We start from the raw sequence: 18,994 nt of genomic DNA, 5'->3' as shown, positions 1-18,994 counted from the left end.
GGGAACACGGTTGCAGGTACGCCGTTCGTGTGCACAAACTGCGGGGATGCGGACTCTGCTGAGGGCGGTCGCCGAGCCGAGAGCCACGCGGGCGGCGTACTGGAACGAGGTCGTGGCCGGATGTCTCGGTGGGCTGGATCTCCGGCTGGACGACGGACCGGACGACCGGGACGAACTGTTGATCGGGACGGTCGGTCCGCTGCAGGTGGCGGTGTCTCGATCCGGCCCGGGCGAGGCCACCCGGACCGCGGCGCACGCGCGCCGGGAGGATCCCGGGCGCTATGCGCTGTTCGTGCAGGCCGAGGGCCTGACGGTCAGTGAGCAGGACGGCCGTGTCGCCCGCTTCGCACCAGGAGACATCGGGATCTGCGATCTCTCCCGGCCGCTGCACTGCGCGTACTCCGAGCGCCGTGCGGTCATGCTCTCCTACCCCAAAGCCCTGAGCCCGCTGCCCGAACACCGGGTGGCGGACCTGACCGGCGTCGGCATCCCAGGCTCGGACGGGACGGCGGCGCTGGTCTCCGGCCTGGTCCGCCAGCTGCCCGAGCACCTCGACGCCGACGACGGCGCACGCGGCGCTCGGATCGGCGCCGCCATCCTCGACTTGGTCAACGTCGGCTTGGCGGCACGGCTGGATCAAGAGCGGACACTGCCCGTCGAGACCCGCTCGCGTGCCCTCCTGCACCGGTGCCGTGGCTTCATCGAGAGCCACCTGGCAGACGCGGGTCTTACGCCGGCCGCGGTCGCCGCGGCCCACCACATCTCGCTGCGCTACCTGCACCGGTTGTTCGAGCCGACCGGTGAGAGCGTCGCGGCGCTGATCCGGTCACGGCGGCTGGACCGGTGCCGGCGCGACCTGCTCGATCCCAGCCTGCAGGACCGGCCCGTCGCGGCGATCGGCGCGCGTTGGGGCCTGACCAGCTCGGCCCACTTCAACCGGGCCTTCAAGCTACGGTTCGGTCTACCGCCGGCCGAGTACCGCGCCGTCCACGGTGCGTGGGAAGGCAACCGCGTGGCACTGTAGGGCAACGACCGTCCGGCCGGATTCGCCGACGCTGGGCGCATGAAGATCGCAATGCTTGCCCACGGCACCCGTGGGGACATCCAGCCCGCTCTGGCGATCGGATCGGTGCTGCGCGACCGCGGCCACTCGGTGCGGCTGTGCGTGAACGCCGATCTGGCCGAGTGGGCGTCCCGCTCGGGACTTCCGGTGACCTCGTCCGACCTCGACGTCGGCCGCTTCCTGAACTCCGAGGAGGCCCGCGAGATCCTCGCCCGCGGCAAGATCTCCACTCTGGTTCGACGTGTCACCGCCGACGAGCGCAGGGCCGACGCGTCGATCGCCAAGGCTGCCGTCGAGGTGGCGCACGACGCCGATCTGATTCTGTCGACCCTGGGGATGGCGCTGCGTGGCGCTGCCCTGCACGAGGTGACGGGCCGGCCGGCGGCCAGCCTGTTGTGTGCGCCGATGACGCCGACCGTGGCGTGGGCGAGTATGGCCAGCCCGGTGCGTGACTTCCGGGTCGGCCGCGTGAACCGTCTCACCTTCGCGGCGTTCGACAACCTGCTCTGGCGGCAGAGCAAACCGAGTATCGATCGGCTCTGCGAGCAGTTGGGCGCCGCGCCGATCGACCGTCGGCTCCGGATCGGAGAGCTGCCGGCTCTGCACGCCTACAGCCCCAGGTTGGTCCCGCGTCCAGCGGATTGGGGCCCCGGGCAACATCTGGTCGGGCCGGCGCTCGCCTCGGGAGATCTGCGCTCGGCACTGGGCGAGGCAGAGCTGCCTGCCGACCTGCGCGAATGGCTGGCCGCTGGTGAACCTCCGGTGTACTTCGGCTTCGGCAGCATGCCGGTGCCGAAGCCGCGCCAGTTGCTGGACGACATCATCGCGATCTGCGGGCAACTCGGCGTACGAGGACTGGTTGCTGCCGGATGGACCGACTACGGCGTCGATTCCGGTGAACTGCCGGATCAGGTGTTCCTCACCGGGGCGGACCTGAACCACGACGAGGCACTCCCGCGCTGTGTGGCGGCGGTCCATCACGGCGGCTCCGGGACGACCGCCGCCGTGACGCGCGCGGGCATTCCATCGGTCGTCGTCAGCGTCTTCCTCGACCAGCCCTTCTGGGGTTGGCGGTTGAGCAGTCTCGGCCTCGGCGTGAGCCTCCCCTTCCGTTCGCTGAGCCGCACCCGCTTGGCCAGTTCCCTCGGCTAGGTCCTCGATCCGACGTACGCCGCCAGATCCCGTGCCTACGGCGACCTCCTGCGAACCGAGAACGGGCCGGAACAGGCAGCCGACGTCATCGAGCAGGAGTTGACCGGCCGAGATCAGGTGGGCTGATCGGTGGGGAGGGTGCCGGGCGGGCCGAGGACGACGTCGCCGAGCTCGGTGGTGACGGCCATGAACAGATCCAGGTCCATCTCGGTGTCGGGCGTCGCGAGGCGGGCCGGGGTCGCGGAGCGCGCGATCAGTTCGGCGAAACCCGCCGGGGTGGAGATGTGCAGGGCGTGGCAGCCCATCGGGCCGCTGCGGGCCGCGTGCAGGACGTTCATCGGGATCCGGAAGTAGTCACCGGACCGGAGCTCGACGAACTCGTCGCCCGCCCACACGCTCAGGCCACCCGAGACCACCCAGAACCGTTCCTCGTACCGGGTGTGCAGGTGCAACGGCGTCATCTCGCCGGCCGGCTGCCAGGTGTTGCTGAGATCGTGCCGGCCGTCCGTTTCCTCCCCGGTGGTGAGAATGGTTGCCCGGAGCCCTTGCCCGAGAACGTAGCTGCGCTCACCGATGTCTGTCATGTGCTTCCCTCCTGTCAGTGATGGACTGCGCGCAACGCTAGGCAGCCGGACCGAGCGCCCGATAGCCCTGCCGGGTCAGCCATGCGCCGATGGTCAAGCGGTGTGCGCGCATCGACAGTGGTCCCGCCGATCGGGTGTCCGCCCGACGGCGGCAGATGAGAACGGTGCCGCACTGACGACGCCCCAGCTGATCCTCGGTATCGGTGGGCTGCTCGCTGCCCTCGCCCTGCTGGCGGTCGTCGTCCACCTCGCCCGCCGCCCAAGGTCGGGGCGATGATCCCTCGGTGAGAGGTTCTGCTCCCCGGCGCCGAGGTCTTGACCGAGGTAAAGGCTAAGTGATTTAGTCAGCTTGTGACTTACTCAGCGTCCGAGGCGCCACCCAGTCTGTCCGATCGGTTGACCGAGTCGATTCTCGGCATCATCCGCGACGGCGGGCTGGGGCCGGGCGACGCGATCCCGTCGGCTCGTGAGCTGGCCAAGCGGTTCGCGATCACCACGCCGACGGTCCGGGAGGCGCTGCGGAAGCTCGAGGCGACTGGTGCGGTCGAGTTCCGGCACGGTTCCGGCACGTACGTCGGTCCGACGATCAACAACGTCGTACTGGCGAATCCGCACCGCCCGCCGATCACCAAGGAGTCGGTGCTGCAGCTGATCAGCGCCCGTCTGGTGATCGAGCCGGCCGTCGCCGCGCAGTCCGCGGCCGCCCGGCAGCCGGAGAACCTGGAACGCATCGAGGCCGCGGTGACCAATGCGCTCATCCCACCGGGCGGTCCGGCGTTCGCACTGAACTTCCACGTGGAGCTCGCCGCCGCCTCCGGGAATCCGTTGCTGCAGGAGGTGCTGGCCTCCCTGCTGAAGGTGCGGGTCCGCGAGCAGCAGCAGATCCGTGCGCTCTACGACAACCGCGAGCGCGACCACGAGGAGCATCAGGCGATCCTGGAGGCCGTCCGGGCACAGGACGTCGAAGCGGCCGAACGACTCACCCGCGAGCATCTCGACAACATCCGCGTGGCCGTCGAGTCAGCCTCGGAGCTGTCATGAGCGGCCGTTCTCCGGAAGAAAAGCGCCACCAGGCGGCGAAAAGTCTCCGGAGACTCGCGGAGATGACGACCGACGAGGCCGCCGATGCGGTACGGCGGTCGCCGCTGGTGATCATCCCGGTCGGGGCGCAGGAGCAGCATGGTGGCGGGATGGCGATGGCCACCGACACTGTGCGCGCTGTCGGTGTCGCCGATCGGGTGGCCGAACGACTGGCCGGCCGCGCCGTGATCGCTCCGGTTGTCCCGTACGGCGTCTCGCCGCATCACATGGCCTTCGCCGGCACCATGTCGTTGTCCCCGGCAACCTTCATGCAGGTATTGCGGGATGTCATCGCCAGTCTGCAGGACCACGGCTGGCGGCAGTTTCTCGTGATCACCGGGCACGGCGGGAACAACGCCGCGCTGTCCGTCCTGGCGCAGGAGTACGTCCGCCAGGACATCACCTTCACGTGGACTCCGATCACCTCCGTGGTGTCCGACCTGATCGTCGATGTCAGCGAGGTCCACGGTCACTCCGGTGAGGCCGAGACCGCGCAGATGCTGTACCTCGCACCCGACCTCGTCCAGGCCGACCGCCTGGAGCCGGGTGCCACCACGCTCGACGAGTTGACCACCCCGGCCCGGCTGTCCCGGCAGGCGCGTGGACCGCGCCTGTCCGTCGGGTTCGACGTGTACCACAAGCGTGGCGTGCTGGGAGATCCCCGCCGCGCCACTGCCGAGGACGGCCGTCTCCTGGTCGAGACGGCCGCCGACCGCATAGCCGCCTTCGCCGACGAACTGCTCTCGGCCTGACCCCAAGACCCCCGCTCACTGGACCCCGGCTCAGGTGGTCCAGGCGCGAGCCTGCCCGCTCGCATGCCCGAGGAGGCACCCCTGATGAACCTCGCACGCCCCACAGCGCTCGGCGCGCTCCTGATCACCGCCGGCCTGCTGACGATCGGGTTGCCATCGGCAACTGCCGCCACAGGTTCCCGGAGTACCGGTTGCGGCAAGCAAGCAGTCTCCACCGGCGACTACGAGGTCGTCAGCGGTGGACTCAACCGGACCTACCGCCTGCACGTCCCGGAGAAGTACAACTCCACCAAGGCATCACCGTTGATCGTCGTCTACCACGGCCGCGGCAAGACCGGTGCGCAGACGGAGGCGTTCTCCGACCTGTCGAAGCTCGACGCGATCGTTGCCTACCCCAACGGGGTGATCGGTGACGAGGACAAGCAGGCCTGGCAGGGAGCGCCGTACTCGGCCAAGGGTGTCGACGACGTCAAGTTCACCGTCGATCTGCTGGACAAGCTGGAAGGCGAGCTCTGCGTCGACACCGACGCCGTCTACGCGACCGGCAAGTCGAACGGCGCCGGCTTCACCGGTGTCCTGGCCTGCCAGCTGGCCGACCGGATCGCCGCGATCGCCCCGGTCTCCGGCGCCTTCTACATCGAGGGCAAGCGGTGCGCGCCCAGCCGTCCGGTCCCGGTGCTCGACATCCACGGCACCGGCGACACCACGATCCCGTACGGCGGTGACGGGCAGCGCGACCTGCCCAGTGTGGAGACCTGGGTCCGCGACTGGGCTGTCCGCGACCACTGCGACCAGGACCCGCGGATGTCCCAGCAGGGCGACGACGTACTGAAGTTCACCTACAAGGGATGCGAGGCCGATGTCGTCCACGTCGCCGTCACGGACGGCGGGCACAGCTGGCCGGGATCGGACGCCTCGTCGGGGCCGGGCTATGTGACCCAGACGTTCGAGGCGCACGAGTTGATCGGCGCCTTCTTCCAGTCGCACAAGCTGAGGCACTGACATGAGTACGACGACCGGCACGAGGGAGCAGTTGCCACGCCTGGTCCGGGCCATGGCGGTGATCGAGCGGGCCGGCAACGCGCTGCCGCATCCGTTCTGGTTGTTCTGGATCCTGTCCGGACTCCTCGCGGTGGTGAGCGCGATCCTGGCCGGGTTCGACATCTCGGTGGTGTCGCCGAAGGACGGCAAGACTGTCGCGGTGCAGAACCTGCTGTCCGGCGACGGCCTGCAGATGGCGGTGTCGACGGCGATCTCGAACTTCGCCGAGTTCCCGCCGATGGCAACCATCGTGGTCGTGATCATGGGCGTCGCGCTGGCCGAGCGGACCGGGTTCCTGCAGGCCCTGATGCGGGTCAGCGTGTCCCGGGTGCCGCAGTCGATGGTGGTGTTCGCGGTGGCGTTCGCCGGCACGATGGCGCATGTGGCGTCGGCCGCGGCGTACATCATCCTGGTTCCGCTCGGCGGGCTCGCGTTCCGCGCGGTCGGCCGGTCGCCGATCCTCGGCATCGTGGTCGCGTACACCGCGATCGCCTCCGGGTACGACGCCAGCCCGATCCCGACCCCGAACGACGCGATCTTCGCCGGCATCACCACGGCGGCGGCAAAGACGGTGGACCCGGATGCCTACATCTCGCCGCTGTCCAACTGGTTCTTCAACATCGCGTCGTCCGTGCTGCTGGCGTTGGTGATCACGTTGGTCACCCGACTGGTGCTGAACAAGCGGACCGACCTCGAGGCCGACCCGGACGCGCCTGGTGACGATCCGGACCAGCTCAAGGTCTCCGTTGCCGAGCGCACCGGTCTGCGCCGGGCCGGGATCGTCTTCCTGCTCGCGGCTGTCGCGATCGTCGCCGTACTGGCACCGCACGACTCGCCGCTCCGAGGTGAGAACGGCAGCATCGTCGAGTCGCCGTTCCTGGACGGGATCGCGATGGTCGTCGCGGTCCTCTTCGGCATAGTAGGCATCACCTACGGCGTGACTGTGAAGGCGATCGAGCGTGCGGCTGACGTGCCGAAACTGATGGCCGAGGGCATCAAACAGATGGCGCCTGTCTTGGTGCTGTTCTTCGCGATCGCGCAGTTCCTGGCGTACTTCGACTGGAGCAACATCGGCGATCTGCTGTCGGCGGAGTCGGCGCGGGTGCTGGGGGATCTCGGCGCACCGAAGGTGGTGATCTTCCTCGGCATCCTGGTGCTGCTGACGGTGATCAACGTGCTGGTGACGAGCGGTTCGGCGATGTGGTCGCTGACCGCGCCGATCCTGGTGCCGATGATGCTGCTGCTGAGCGTGCCGGCCGAGACCACGCAGGCGCTGTTCCGGATCGCCGACTCGGGGTCGACCGCGATCACGCCGATGAGCCCGTACTTCGTGATGGCGCTCGGGTTCCTGCAGCGGTACCGCAAGGACGCCGGCGTCGGCACGCTGGCGTCCTACACGGTGCCGTTGGCGATCGCGATGACGGTCGCCTGGACGCTGTTGTTCCTGGCCTGGTGGGCGATCGGCATCCCGCTCGGCCCGGGCGCCCCAGTCAGGTGAGGGTGACGCCGGCGGCGCGGAGGTCGGTCAAGGCCTGCTCCGTGCTGCCCGGCGCGACCCCTGCGGTCAGCGCGGTGAGGACCGTCGTACCGAAGCCCTCGTTGCGGGCGTCGAGGGCGGTCGCCCGGACGCAGTAGTCGGTCGCGATCCCGCACACGTCGACGTCCGTGACGCCCTTGCTGCGCAGCCAGTCGGCGAGCGCGTGGCCGCCTTCGTGGGACTTGCCCTCGAAGCCCGAGTAGGCGGCGGCGTACTCGCCCTTGTCGAAGATCGCGTCGAACGGCTGGGGGTCGAGGTTCGGGTGGAAGCTGACGCCGTCGGTGCCGGCCACACAGTGCCGGGGCCAGGAGTGGACGAAGTCGGGGGCGTCGGAGAAGTGGTCGCCCGGGTCGATGTGGTGGTCCCGGGTGGCCACGACGTACGCGTACTGCCGGTCGCCGGGGTCGGCCTCGTGCCACTTGTGCAGCAGTTCGCCGATCCGGAAGGCGACATCGGCTCCACCGCTCACGGCCAGGCTCCCGCCCTCGCAGAAGTCGTTCTGCACATCCACCACGATCAGTGCCCGGGCCATCGCGACGCTCCTTTTCCAGGTGTCCCTGAGGCCACGGTACAAGCGTGACCGCCGCTCGGCCCCCAGCGCGCGCCGCGCCGCGCTACTCCGGCAGCAGCGAACCGCCGGTGACGCGGAGGATCTCGCCCTGGATCGCCCTGGTCCGCGGCGAGGTGAGGAACACGATCGCGTCGGCCAGGTCGGTGGTCTCGGGCAGCCGCCGGGCAGTGAACCTGGTGGCGATCTGATCCACCGCGGGCTTCGGCAGGACCCGGTGCTCGCCGTTCTCCAAGGTGATGCCGGGCATCACGACATTGACCAGAACGCCGTCCTGCCCGAGATCGTGCTGCAGGCTGGCGACCAGCCCGTGTAGACCGGCCTTCGCCGCGCTGTACGGCCACGCGCCGGCCATGCCGCGCTCGGCCAGGTCCGTCGAGATCAGCACGAGTCGCCCGTGCGCCGACCGCCGCAGTGCCGGCGCGACCTGCTGAACCAGGTGGAAGTTCCCCTCGAGATTCGCCCGCATGACCGGGATCCACCACTCGGGCCTGGCGTCCTCGATCTTCGTCGGCCGATCATGAAACCCCGCGTTGCCCCAGTCGACCGCATTCCCCACGACCGCATCGAGCCCACCCCACTGACCGACCGTCGCCTCGACCGCGGCCGCGATCGTCTCCGGCTCGTTCAGATCCATCGGTACGACGTACGCCGTACCTCCGGCCGCCTCGATCTCCTCCGCAACCCCTTCCGCAGCGTCCTTCCGCGAGTTGTAGGTGATCGCAACCCGGGCACCCTCCCGCCCGTACGCCACCGCGGTCGCTCGCCCGATCCCCGAAGACCCACCGGTCACCAACACCGCCGCACCACTCAACCCGAGCTCCACCGACCCGCCTCCTGTGCAATAGTTAGCCGTCTAAGCAGAAAATTTAGCCGACTAACTATCGACACGCAACCTCGCGATCCTGGTGAGCTTTCTCGCCTGGCTCAGAAACATTGCAGGTTGATGCAATGTGGTGTTCACGGGGCCGTCCGGTCCGGTACCGTTCCGCAGGCTTCATTCGACTGTGGACATGGTGGGGGATTCGTGAACATCGATTTCGGGCTCGACCCGGAGTTTTCGTGGTACGTCGTGCTGCTGTGCATCAGCGGTGCGGCCATGCTGTCCATCGCGGCCGCGAAGGGCTTCGAGCAGTCGGACGGCGCCAGGGTGGTCAGCGCCTTGGCGGGGGCGGGATTTCTGGGATACGGCCTCTATCTCGGCTTCATCTTCGAGGGTGACAGTTACTGGATGTTCTTCCAGGCCTTCTTCCTTCCCGTGCTGTTGGTGGTGAACTTCGTTCGCAGTGTCGTGGCCCGACGCGCCGAGCGGCCGCGGGTGAAGCGGGACTGAGCCGACGAGGGCCGGGCTGCCCGCCGAGGACGATCAGGCGTCACGCCGACCCAGTTCACCGGAGACCTGAGCTGACAGTTATCGTGTGGATGCGTAACGTCACGGTTGGTTCGGGGTGGGTCGGGTTCGGCCCTCTGGTCAGGTCTGAGGTCGGGGATGAAGAAGGCAGTTCTGGCAGTTGTCGCGGGCGCGGCTGTGGTCGCCGCGGCACTGGTTCCGTCGGGTCCGCCGGTTGCGGCGGCGATGTCGGGGTTCGGGTCGGCCGTGTCCGCGGTCGGGAAGGTGACGTGGCAGACCAACGACAGCGTGAACGCGCTCGCCGTCGCGGGTGACACGGTGTACGCCGGCGGACTGTTCACCCGCATCCGGCAGCCCGGCAAGGTGGAGGGGCAGGGGGAGGCGGCCCGCACCTACCTGGCCGCCTTCGATCGGACCACCGGTACGCCGACCGCCTTCGCCCCGAAGCTCAACGGAGCGGTCTGGAGTATCGCCACCTCCCCGGACGGCAAGTGGGTAGTGGTCGGTGGAGACTTCACCACCGTCGACGGCGTGGCCAGGCAGCACATCGCGATGTTCAGCGTTGCCACCGGCAAGCTTGTGGCCGGGTGGGATCCGGCGGTGAGCTACCGGGTCGCGGCGCTGACGATCCACGGCACCTCCGTCTACCTGGGCGGCTCGTTCCAGCGGGTCGACAAGGTGGTGCGCAACCGGGTGGCAGCGGTCGCGCTGAGCACCGGTGAGCTGCTGCCGTGGGATCCGGACGCGGACAACGACGTGTACGCGCTCAAGCCGTCCGACGACGGGACCCGCGTCTTCGTCGGCGGTGGCTTCAGTGAGCTGAACGGCGAGGACCACTGGGCCCTGGCGATGGTGAACCCGACGACCGGTGCGGTTTTCGACCTGCCGGCTGCGGACGCCATTCCCGAACCGTCGCCGGACTGCATGAGCCGGGTGAGGGACATCGACACGGCTGACGGCCGGGTGTTCGTCGCCAACGCGGGCAGCGGGATCGGTTGCTACGACGGCGTCCTGGCCGCTGACGAGACGACCGGCAAGCTGTTGTGGCAGAGCCACTGTCTGGGTGCGACCGAGGCGATCAAGGTGATCGGCAACTGGCTCTACAAGGGCTCGCATGCGCACGACTGCAGCCAGGATGGCGGCTTCCCGGACAAGACCGGCATGCACCACCTGCTGGTGGAGAGCGCGATCAACGGCAAGCTCGGCCCCTGGTACCCGAACACCGACGCGGGCGGCGAGACCCTGGTCGGACCGCTGGCGTTCGCGTCCGGCGGCAACGACCTGTGGGTCGGTGGTGACTTCACCACCGTGAACGGCAAGCCGCAGCAGGGCCTCACGCGATTCGACAACGCACCCGGCGGAGCCAAGCCGGCCGTGCCCGCGGCGCCGAAGGTCTCCAGCAAGCAGGCCAACCAGACGACGGTCAGCTTCACGACGGTCGTCGACACGGACAACATCGCGTTGAGCTACGTGCTGTACCGCGGCACCACGAAGGTCGCCAGCTGGTCGCGCAGCTCCTACTCCTGGACCACGCCATCCGTCCAGACCTTCACCGATACCGCTGTCCGGAGTGGCCAGACCGTCAGCTACCACGTCGAAGTAGGCGACGGCCGCAACCTCAGCAAGAGCGCGGCCGCCGCCGTAAAAGTCCGCTGACGTCCGCGGCGGGCCGGGGTAAGCTCAGGGCCGATCTCGAGGAGTTGGGACATGGTCGGCAGATCTCGCACGCGTTGACCTCAGCCGTCATCGCGTGCTGCTTCCACTGAGCGGCACAGCGAGCTTTCGCCTGCCCGGGTATCGCCGTACCCGGGTGTCTCAAGGGACTCCTTCTCGTGCCGCTGTCTTTTCGTGCGCCCACGCTGTGGGCCGATCGTGACTTCCTCCGGCTCTGGCTCGGCCAGACCGCCTCACAGTTCGGTGCCTACGCCAGTCAGGTGACGCTGCCGCTGGTGGCGGTGACCTCGCTCGGAGCGAGCGCCGCGCACCTCGGCGCGCTCCGGGCCGTGCAACAGGTGCCGATCCTGCTGTGCTCACTGTTCGTCGGCGTCCTGGTCGACCGCTGGCGATCCCGCGCCATGATGGTGTACGCCGACCTCGGCCGCGCGCTCGTACTCGCGGCGGTCCCGATCGGGTGGATGCTCGGGATGCCGTTCCTGTACGTCGTGGCCTTCACGACCGGAGTGTTCACGGTGTGCTTCGACGTGGCGTACCAGGCGTCGCTCCCACGGCTCGTCGACCGCGATCAACTTGCTCAGGGCAACAGCATGGTGGAGACCACTCGATCGGCCGCGCAGATCTGTGGACCGGCGCTGGGCGGCGGGCTGGTCTCGTTGCTCACCGCCCCGATCGCCGTCCTTGCCAGCGCAGCCTTCTTCGCCGTCTCCAGCCTGTCGATCGGACGCATCCGCCGGCTGACGAGCACACCCCCGAGCGCGACAACCGGTCTCGGCCGGCAGATCAGGGAAGGGCTGCGGATCGTCATCCGTGACGGTTCACTGCGGGCAGTGGCGATTGCGACCTGCATCTACCAGTTCTCGTTCACGGCGCTGACCACCGTCTACCTGCTCTTCCTCGCCCGCACGCTCGATCTGCCAAGTGCCGTCGTCGGTTTGGTCCTGGCTGCCTTCGGCCCGGGCGTCCTGATCGGATCAGTGCTGTCCAGCTGGATGCCCAGGTGGTTCGGCTACGGCCGGGTGGTGGTGTTCGCCGCCCTCATCTCCGATGTCGTCATGCTGTCCACCTCCGGCCTGCACGGCTCCGGCCCGGCGACCGTCGCCGCGCTGATCGCGATCAACGTCCTGTACGGCGCCTTCAGCCAAACCGTCGATGTCGCGGTAACGGCGATCCGCCAGGCCATCACCCCGCTGCAGGTTCAGGGCCGGGTCGTCGCCACGATCAACTTCCTCGGCATGGGGCTGACCCCGCTCGGCGCACTCCTGGGCGGAGTTGTGGCTGGTGCGTTCGGCATCCGGATCGCACTTCTCCTGGCCACCGCAGGAATGTTCCTGTCGCCGTTGTTCCTGAGCCTGTCTCCACTGGCTCGCCTGGGGACTAGCCTGGCGCGATGAAACGGATCTTGGTGACCGGAGTGTCCGGCGTCGGGAAGTCCACGGTGGTGGCGCGCCTGGCTGAACTGGGTCACCACGCCGTGGATCTCGATTCGCCGGAGTGGTCGGAGTGGGTCGATAGCGCGGACGGTTCCGGCCCCACGCCATCGCAGCCGGGGAAGGACTGGCAGTGGCGAGAGGGCCCGGTCCGGGAGTTGCTGGCGAACGACGGTGACGGAGTTCTCATCGTCTGTGGGTGCGCGCGGAACCTGGGCGTGTTCCGTGACCGCTTCAGCGGCGTCGTACTGCTGAGCGTCCCCGCCGAGGTGATGGCCGAACGGCTCATCCATCGGACCACCAACACGTACGGCAAGGATCCGGAGGAACTCGCCCGCAGCCTCGAGTTCAAGGAATCGGTCGAGCCGTTGCTGCGGGCAACCGCCGACCTGGAGCTGGACGGAACCACACCGCTCGGGCAGCTCGTCACCCGGATCGAGCGGTTCGCCGCTGAGTCCTGACGAGCGGGCCGAGCAGCTCGCTCCGTAGCGGACATTTCACCCACCGTAGTCTGCCCTGCGATGGGATCACCCGGCGATCGATTGTCTCGTCGGCTGGTCCGGGCGCCGTCCGGCCACGTGATACTCGTCTCGGACGCCACTCGGCGTGAGATTCTGCCGGGTCGTTCGCCGGGATCGTGATTGGCTGGCGAGTGATGGACGAGATGACGGCGAGCGCGTGACCGGCCCGGAGCACCTGGCGGTGGTGGCCGCGGGACTCGGCGCGGGGATGCTGACCTCGACGGTCGGCGTCGCTTCGCTGATCAGCTTCCCGGTCCTGATCGCGCTCGGGATCCCTCCCGTTGTCGCCAACGCGTCGAACACGGTCGGTCTGCTGCCGGGCGCGCTGAGCGGATCGTTCGGCTATCGCCGCGAGCTGCGTGAGGTGCCGCGACCGCAGACGATCGCCGTCGTCCTGACCTGTGCGATCGGGGCGATCGGTGGTGCCGCGCTGCTACTGGCTTTGCCGGCGGAGGTGTTCGCCGCGGCGGCGCCGTGGCTGATCCTCTTCACCTGCTTGATCGTCGGCGTACAGCCGTGGATCTCGACCTGGCTCCGCTCGCGGCGAGAACACCCGCACGGGACGCAGACGACCATGTCACCGGCGACGACCTTCTTCACCGCACTCACCGGCGTGTACGGCGGCTACTTCGGCGCCGGTGCCGGCGTGATGATGATGGCCGTGCTCGGCCTGGGCCTCGACCTGGAACTACGGATCGTCAACGCCCTCAAGACCCTGGCGTTGCTGGCCGCGAACCTCGTCGCGAGCGTGATCTTCGTCTTCGTCGCCGACCTCGACCTGACCGCCGCCGCCCTCCTGGCCGCGGGCTCTGTCGTCGGTGGGTACGTCGGATCCCACATCGGCCGCCGCCTCCCCAGCGGCCTCCTCCGTGCACTGATCGTCCTGGCTGGAATCATTGCCGCAGTCCTGATGCTGCGCTGACAACGGAGGTGCCCTATCACCGAGCTGCCGAAGGATCTGCCGATCCTCGAGCGGGACGCGGTCCGTGTCGTCGTCCGTGACAGCAAAGACCGGATCCTGCTCTTCCACACACGTGAGGTGACCGCGCCCGAGCTGGGCGAGTGGTGGGAGCTACCGGGCGGCGGCATCGACGAGGGCGAGACCTCGCTGGACGCCGCGCTCCGCGAGCTGCGCGAGGAGACCGGGATCAAGGCGACCCCGGACCAGGTGAGTACGCCGACCTGGCGGCGTACGGCGTCGTTCCGCCATCGCGACGTACGGCACCTCCAGCACGAGGTGGTGTGCGAGGTGAGGCTCGACGGGCCGGGACCGGATGTCGACGAGACCGAGCGGTTCGACTACGAGAAAGAGGACTACTTCGGCTTCCGCTGGTGGCCGATTGCCGACGTGGTGGCCAGCACCGACGTGTTCTACCCGCGCAACCTGCCGGGACTGTTGACCCGGTTCCTGGCCGGGGACCAGATCGACGAGCCGTTCGAACTGTGGTCCTAGACGTGCTGCAGGATCGCGCCGGCCGTGATCAGCAGGCAGATGCCGCCGTTGACGTACTTGTGTGAGTAGAGGATCGCGACGAACTCGCGGATCGTTGCCGTCGGCCAGTAGTACGCCGCGGTCGGGGAGCCGACGACCTGGCCGTTGACCCTGACCTTGCGGGCGGTCAGTGCGGCCCGGAAGGCGTGGAAGTTGTTCGTCACGATCAGGCAGCGGTACGCCGGCACCCGGCTGACCATCAGTTCCCGGCTGAAGGTCAGGTTCTCCGTCGTACTGGTCGACCGGTCCTCACGCAGGATCCGGTCCTCCGGCACACCGCGCTCGATCAGGTACGACGCCATCGCGTGCGACTCGGGCACATCCTCATCGGGGCCCTGGCCGCCGGAGGTGATGATCATCGGCGACCGACCCTTGCGGACAGCCCGCAGGTAGACCTGCTGGGCCCGGTCGAGCCGGCTCGCCAGCAGCGGCGGGACGCGCGAGCCGCGCAGCCCGGAGCCGAGGACGACGACGAAGTCCACCTTCCGGGACGAGCGCACCCGGCTGTAGACGAACGCGTAGGCGAGGAAGCACACGAACAGGAACGAGATGTAGGTCAGCACCCCGACCAGGATCGAGCGCACCGCATCGAGCGGGTCCCAGCTGAGCTGCTGAACCGCGATGCCGAAGATGACGAGCCCGATGATGCCGAGCCCTGCGAGCAGTGACAGCAGGTTCGCCGGCCGGCGACCCTCCCGGCGGAGCATCGTCACGCCGTTGATCACGAGGAAGATCGCGAGCACCACGATCGCCACCGGGATGGCGACCACGATCGCCAGCACCAGCCAGCGCGCGGCGGTGCCGCTGACCGAGTCGAGCGCGAAGATCACCCCGAGCCCGGCGAACATCAGCGTCAGGACCAGGAAGATCCCATTGCGGAACAGCCGCCGGTCGTGCAGGAAGCTGAGCGCGAAGACGAGGAACCAGAACCCGGCGATTCCGAACGAGATGAGCATCGGGCGCCATCAAACCATCTGATGGCGCCCGATCGCTCACGCCAGGCTGGTCAGTGACGAGATCGATGCCTTGTGCAGGTGGGTGATCACGTTCTTCGTCTTCGGGTCGGACCGGTACAGGTACGACCCCGACTCGAACACCTCGTACAAGCGGCCGCCGTACTCGGTCAGCCCTTCGGACATGCTCGGCGCCCGGAAGCAGCTCAGCTTCGCCTTGTCCAGGTCCGGCTGCCCGCGGCGGACGACGTACAGGTTGCTCAGCTTGTCCCGCCCGTACGACGTGCTGTAGATGAAGTGCGACTTGGTCACCAGCAGGCCCTGGGTCTTGGTCGGGATCTCCCAGGCCTTGTTGATCGTGGTCAGCGTGCCGTTGCTGCTGATCTTGTACTCGTACATCTTGTCGCGGCCCTTGTCGTTGAACTTCCCGGCGAACAGGGAGTCCCCGTAGCTGGTCAGGAACGACGCGCCGTACACCTTGCGCTCGGAGCCGGTCGCCTTCACGTACGGCGTGCCGGCCTTCTTCATCGCGGCGCGCAGCGTGGCCAGACTGTACTTGCGGATGCCGTTGGTGCTGCCCTGGACGAAGGCCCAGCCGTAGACCGTGGTGATGCCGCCGCCGTGGGTCGCCGCGATCGCGACGTCGCCGACGACCTTGTTGGTGGCCGGGTCGATGCCGACGATGACCGAGTTCGAGCCCTTGCGGTACATGGTGACCAGCAGCAGGTTCTTGCTGCCGTCCCAGTTCCACCAGGTGCCGATGCCCTGCGGTGTGTACGACGCCAGCCGCGGCAGCGCGGCGCTCACGCTGAACCGGGCGTCGTACTTCGCCGACGCCGACGGGCCGTCGTAGAAGTGCTTGCCGCCGGCCTTGGTGTCACAACTGATGGCGCGCGTAGCCGTGACGGCGGTCGTGGTGGCGGCCGTGGCCGGCTGCGATGGGCCTTTGACCGCGACGGTGATCGCGGTGCCGGTGGCCAGGACACCCGCCAGGCCGAGGGCGGTGAATGCCCGGCGGCGGGACAGTTTGGGGCGCAACTTAGTTCCTCTCCAATGGGTAAGACCGTCAACCTCCAACCCTTGGTGATGTGCGAGAGTCGTGCCGGGACCGGCGCGCGAGGAAGGTGTACTTCATGACAAATGTCACGAATTGGGCGGGCAACGTCAGCTTCGCGAGCGCATTGCAGCGGCCAGGGTCGGTGGGGGAACTGCAGGAGATCGTGGCGTCGAGCGAGAAGGTGCGTGCGCTCGGCACCGGGCACTCGTTCAACCGGATCGCCGACAGCACCGGCACGCTGGTCAGTGTCGCGGACCTGCCGCAGGTGATCGAGGTCGGCGAGCGTGGGGTGACAGTCTCCGCCGGGCTTCGGTACGGCGAGATCACGGCGGCCCTGCAGGCCCAAGGACTCGCGTTGCACAACCTCGGTTCGCTGCCGCACATCTCGGTCGCCGGTGCCTGCTCGACCGGCACCCACGGCTCTGGCGACACCAACGGTCCACTCGCGGACGCCGTCAACGCGATCACCTTCGTGGACGCGTCCGGCGAGCTCGTCACGCTGACTCGTGCCGACCCGGACTTCGCCGGCTCGGTGATCTCCCTCGGTGCCCTCGGTGTCACTGTCAGCCTCACGCTCGACGTCCAGCCGTCGTACCAGATCAGCCAGGTCGTGTACGACGGTCTGCCGGTGGAGCGGCTGGGGTCGGACTTTGCCGCGGTGATGGGCAGTGCGTACAGCGTCAGCGCCTTCACGGACTGGGTCGATCCGGACGTGATGGTGTGGCGCAAGCAGCGTGGTGAGGTTCCGATCGAGGCGGAGTGGCTGGGCGCGAAGGTTGCTGACGGCCCCCGTCATCCGATCAAGGTGATGCCGGCCGGCTACGCCACTCAGCAGGGTGGCGTACCGGGTCCGTGGAACGAGCGGCTACCGCACTTCCGGCTCGAGTTCACGCCGAGCAACGGCGACGAACTGCAGTCCGAGTACTTCGTTCCAAGAGAGCGGGCGGCCGAGGCGTTCGACGTACTGCGGGCCCTGGGCAACCAGTTCACGCCGGTCATCCAGGTGTCCGAGATCCGCACGATCGCCGCCGACGAGCTGTGGCTGAGCCCGAGCCAGGGCCGGGACACGGTCGCGCTGCATTTCACCTGGATCCAGGACGAGTCCGCCGTACGGCCTGTCGTGACCGCGCTCGAGGAGGCCCTGGACCCGCTGGACGTGCGGCCGCACTGGGGCAAGGTCTTCGCCGCCGACGCGGCGTTGCTCCGCGCGCGGTATCCCAAGGTGCCCGACTTCATCGCGCTCGCGGCGAAGTACGACCCGGCCGGCAAGTTCCGCAACCCCTACCTGGACAGGTATCTGCCTAGCTGAGCTCGACCACCGACAGCGGCAGATCCTCGATCCGGTACGACGGTGACGGTGTGCGCAGTAGCGTCCCGCTCACGTGGTGGGCGCTGTTGCTCAGCACGACCCGTCCCTGGTCGTTGACGATGGCAACTTTCCGGTGGGTCGCCCGCAGGCAGGGCAGGATCGCCTTCTCGAAGGTAAACACGCGGACGTCCGCGCCGGCGACGCCGACGAACCGGTCGTCCACCACGACGGGCACGGTGAAGGTCAGGGTGTAGTCGTCGGTGCAGAGGTAGTCGACGTAAGGCCCGGTGACGTGGCGGCGGCCGGTGGTCCGCGGTACGTCGTACCAGGGCAGGGAACCGTAGTCGTAGAAGTTCTCGCCGCGGGGATCGGTGTCGACGATCAGGCGCTCGGCCGAACCGTTGCTCAGCATGAACCACTCCAGCCACCAGCGCGAGTCGGCCAGCGTATCGACGGCCGCGACGAATCCGGCGCCCTGGATCAGGCCGTCCGGATCCTCGAGCGCCGGACCCACCAGCGTCGTGACCGCACCGAGGTCGCCGCGCCGGACCGTCGGCTGATCGGTGAACACGGCACCGACGTCCGCGGCGATCCGGTCCGCGAGCCCGAAGGCCTCGCCGACCACGCCGCCGACCTGCTCCAGGACGGCATCGACTCCGGCATCTGACGCAAGGTGAGTACTCATCAGTCCTCCAGGGCCAGTCTGAGGTCGATCAGCCGTGCCGTCGAGTCTGCGACGCGTTCCTCCGCGGCCGCCCGGGCGGCGTCGCCGTCGGTTCGCTCGATCGCCGCGACGACATCACGGCAGCTCTGCACGGTCCGGCGGTGGCTCTCGTCGTCGCCGAACGCCAGCCAGAGCAGCGTGCCGACCTCCGCCTGCAGACTCACCTCGGCCCGGTACAGCCGGGTGGACTGCGCGGTCGCGGCCACCTCGATGTGGAACTGTGCGTCCGCCCGGCGACGGGAGCCGAGACCTTCCGCGTTCTCCAGACTGTCGCAGACCCCGCCGAGGCGCTGCACGTCGTCCGGCGTCGCCCGCTCGGCCGCGAGTCTGGCCGCCGTACCCGCAATGGCGCTGTAGTGGTCGCCGAGATCGCGAAGCTGCGCGAGGCTCAACTCCTCCAGCCGGTCCCGGACGATCGCGGCGGACATCTCCTCCTGGGCCCGGACGAAGCTGCCACCGCCCCGCCCGCGCCGGGTGTGGATCAGGCCGCGCAACCGCAGTGACGACAGGGCTTCGCGCACCGTAGTGGTGGAGACGCCGAAGATGCCGGCCAGGTCGGACTCGCCCGGCAGTTGCTCCGAGTCCGGGAGCAGGCCCAGCGCGATCGCGTCGGTCAGGCGGCGCTCCACCAGTTCCGAGCGGCTCAGCGTCTCCAGCGGTGCGAACACCGCCGCCGCGCCACTGCCGTAGAACCGCAGCGCCATCC

The 18,994-nt window shown here is 68.5% G+C and carries 20 protein-coding genes; 13 read left to right on the top strand and 7 right to left on the bottom strand.

Annotation, left to right across the window (positions count from 1 at the left end; all coding sequences use genetic code 11):
* The first annotated feature begins 46 nt into the window (after nucleotides 1–46).
* The gene (locus tag AB0I34_RS34580) at nucleotides 47–1,024 is read left to right on the top strand and encodes a helix-turn-helix domain-containing protein (protein ID WP_360453363.1); all 978 of its coding nucleotides are present in this window, start codon (nucleotides 47–49) and stop codon (nucleotides 1,022–1,024) included.
* 39 nt (nucleotides 1,025–1,063) lie between these two features.
* A complete protein-coding gene (locus AB0I34_RS34575) occupies nucleotides 1,064–2,215 on the top strand; it encodes a glycosyltransferase (RefSeq protein ID WP_360453360.1) in 1,152 nt (383 codons plus the stop codon).
* Between the two features lie 113 nt (nucleotides 2,216–2,328).
* Here AB0I34_RS34575 and AB0I34_RS34570 read toward each other — a convergent pair whose 3' ends face one another.
* Complete coding sequence (locus AB0I34_RS34570; protein WP_360453357.1) at nucleotides 2,329–2,799, bottom strand: cupin domain-containing protein; 471 nt, start codon at nucleotides 2,797–2,799, stop codon at nucleotides 2,329–2,331.
* Between the two features lie 351 nt (nucleotides 2,800–3,150).
* Here AB0I34_RS34570 and AB0I34_RS34565 point away from each other — a divergent pair, with 351 nt between their 5' ends.
* From AB0I34_RS34565 to AB0I34_RS34550, 4 genes are all read left to right on the top strand, one after another.
* Nucleotides 3,151–3,840 carry an FCD domain-containing protein gene (locus AB0I34_RS34565; protein ID WP_360453355.1) on the top strand — a complete coding sequence of 230 codons (690 nt, stop codon included), beginning with the start codon at nucleotides 3,151–3,153 and terminating at the stop codon, nucleotides 3,838–3,840.
* Between the two features lie 62 nt (nucleotides 3,841–3,902).
* On the top strand, nucleotides 3,903–4,631 hold the full coding sequence (locus AB0I34_RS34560; protein ID WP_360453352.1) for a creatininase family protein: 729 nt from the start codon (nucleotides 3,903–3,905) through the stop codon (nucleotides 4,629–4,631).
* Nucleotides 4,632–4,715: 84 nt separating this feature from the next.
* Nucleotides 4,716–5,633 carry a prolyl oligopeptidase family serine peptidase gene (locus tag AB0I34_RS34555; protein ID WP_360453349.1) on the top strand — a complete coding sequence of 306 codons (918 nt, stop codon included), beginning with the start codon at nucleotides 4,716–4,718 and terminating at the stop codon, nucleotides 5,631–5,633.
* A gap of 1 nt (nucleotide 5,634) precedes the next feature.
* Nucleotides 5,635–7,170, top strand: coding sequence for an AbgT family transporter (locus AB0I34_RS34550; protein WP_360453346.1), 1,536 nt, complete (start codon nucleotides 5,635–5,637; stop codon nucleotides 7,168–7,170).
* Here the strand turns inward: AB0I34_RS34550 and AB0I34_RS34545 are convergent.
* Nucleotides 7,163–7,741 carry a nicotinamidase gene (locus tag AB0I34_RS34545; RefSeq protein WP_360453343.1) on the bottom strand — a complete coding sequence of 193 codons (579 nt, stop codon included), beginning with the start codon at nucleotides 7,739–7,741 and terminating at the stop codon, nucleotides 7,163–7,165. The genes AB0I34_RS34550 and AB0I34_RS34545 overlap by 8 nt on opposite strands.
* A gap of 82 nt (nucleotides 7,742–7,823) precedes the next feature.
* Nucleotides 7,824–8,603 carry an SDR family NAD(P)-dependent oxidoreductase gene (locus tag AB0I34_RS34540; protein ID WP_360453340.1) on the bottom strand — a complete coding sequence of 260 codons (780 nt, stop codon included), beginning with the start codon at nucleotides 8,601–8,603 and terminating at the stop codon, nucleotides 7,824–7,826.
* A gap of 201 nt (nucleotides 8,604–8,804) precedes the next feature.
* Between AB0I34_RS34540 and AB0I34_RS34535 the strand changes: the two genes are divergently transcribed.
* The 6 genes from AB0I34_RS34535 to AB0I34_RS34510 all read left to right on the top strand — a co-directional run bounded on the left by AB0I34_RS34535 (nucleotide 8,805) and on the right by AB0I34_RS34510 (nucleotide 14,206).
* On the top strand, nucleotides 8,805–9,110 hold the full coding sequence (locus AB0I34_RS34535; RefSeq protein ID WP_360453337.1) for a hypothetical protein: 306 nt from the start codon (nucleotides 8,805–8,807) through the stop codon (nucleotides 9,108–9,110).
* A gap of 156 nt (nucleotides 9,111–9,266) precedes the next feature.
* Nucleotides 9,267–10,784, top strand: a complete 1,518-nt coding sequence (locus tag AB0I34_RS34530) for a fibronectin type III domain-containing protein (protein ID WP_360453334.1) — start codon at nucleotides 9,267–9,269, stop codon at nucleotides 10,782–10,784.
* Between the two features lie 176 nt (nucleotides 10,785–10,960).
* Complete coding sequence (locus AB0I34_RS34525; protein ID WP_360453331.1) at nucleotides 10,961–12,196, top strand: MFS transporter; 1,236 nt, start codon at nucleotides 10,961–10,963, stop codon at nucleotides 12,194–12,196.
* Nucleotides 12,193–12,693: an AAA family ATPase gene (locus AB0I34_RS34520; RefSeq protein WP_360453329.1), complete on the top strand. Its 501-nt coding sequence runs from the start codon at nucleotides 12,193–12,195 to the stop codon at nucleotides 12,691–12,693. Before AB0I34_RS34525 ends, AB0I34_RS34520 begins: the two co-directional genes overlap by 4 nt.
* Nucleotides 12,694–12,910: 217 nt before the next feature.
* Complete coding sequence (locus AB0I34_RS34515; RefSeq protein ID WP_360453326.1) at nucleotides 12,911–13,675, top strand: sulfite exporter TauE/SafE family protein; 765 nt, start codon at nucleotides 12,911–12,913, stop codon at nucleotides 13,673–13,675.
* 15 nt (nucleotides 13,676–13,690) lie between these two features.
* A complete protein-coding gene (locus AB0I34_RS34510; protein WP_360453440.1) occupies nucleotides 13,691–14,206 on the top strand; it encodes an NUDIX domain-containing protein in 516 nt (171 codons plus the stop codon).
* Here AB0I34_RS34510 and AB0I34_RS34505 read toward each other — a convergent pair.
* Together AB0I34_RS34505 and AB0I34_RS34500 are read right to left on the bottom strand one after the other, a co-directional pair.
* On the bottom strand, nucleotides 14,203–15,201 hold the full coding sequence (locus tag AB0I34_RS34505; protein ID WP_360453321.1) for a YdcF family protein: 999 nt from the start codon (nucleotides 15,199–15,201) through the stop codon (nucleotides 14,203–14,205). The two genes, AB0I34_RS34510 and AB0I34_RS34505, sit on opposite strands and share 4 nt — an antisense overlap.
* Before the next feature lie 36 nt (nucleotides 15,202–15,237).
* Nucleotides 15,238–16,236 carry a hypothetical protein gene (locus tag AB0I34_RS34500; protein ID WP_360453318.1) on the bottom strand — a complete coding sequence of 333 codons (999 nt, stop codon included), beginning with the start codon at nucleotides 16,234–16,236 and terminating at the stop codon, nucleotides 15,238–15,240.
* A gap of 95 nt (nucleotides 16,237–16,331) precedes the next feature.
* Here AB0I34_RS34500 and AB0I34_RS34495 point away from each other — a divergent pair, with 95 nt between their 5' ends.
* On the top strand, nucleotides 16,332–17,564 hold the full coding sequence (locus tag AB0I34_RS34495; protein WP_360453315.1) for a D-arabinono-1,4-lactone oxidase: 1,233 nt from the start codon (nucleotides 16,332–16,334) through the stop codon (nucleotides 17,562–17,564).
* Here the strand turns inward: AB0I34_RS34495 and AB0I34_RS34490 are convergent.
* Both AB0I34_RS34490 and AB0I34_RS34485 read right to left on the bottom strand, forming a co-directional pair.
* The gene (locus tag AB0I34_RS34490) at nucleotides 17,557–18,249 is read right to left on the bottom strand and encodes a cache domain-containing protein (RefSeq protein WP_360453312.1); all 693 of its coding nucleotides are present in this window, start codon (nucleotides 18,247–18,249) and stop codon (nucleotides 17,557–17,559) included. The two genes, AB0I34_RS34495 and AB0I34_RS34490, sit on opposite strands and share 8 nt — an antisense overlap.
* Nucleotides 18,249–18,992 (bottom strand): FCD domain-containing protein, encoded by a 744-nt coding sequence (locus tag AB0I34_RS34485; protein WP_360453309.1) that lies wholly within the window; start codon nucleotides 18,990–18,992, stop codon nucleotides 18,249–18,251. The genes AB0I34_RS34490 and AB0I34_RS34485 overlap by 1 nt, the downstream gene beginning before the upstream one ends.
* Between the last annotated feature and the right edge of the window lie 2 nt (nucleotides 18,993–18,994).

Source organism: Kribbella sp. NPDC050281 (genome assembly GCF_040655855.1).
Classification (GTDB): domain Bacteria; phylum Actinomycetota; class Actinomycetes; order Propionibacteriales; family Kribbellaceae; genus Kribbella.
The sequence above is the reverse complement of the archived record's forward strand: the minus strand, read 5'-3'. Positions and strand labels throughout refer to the sequence as shown.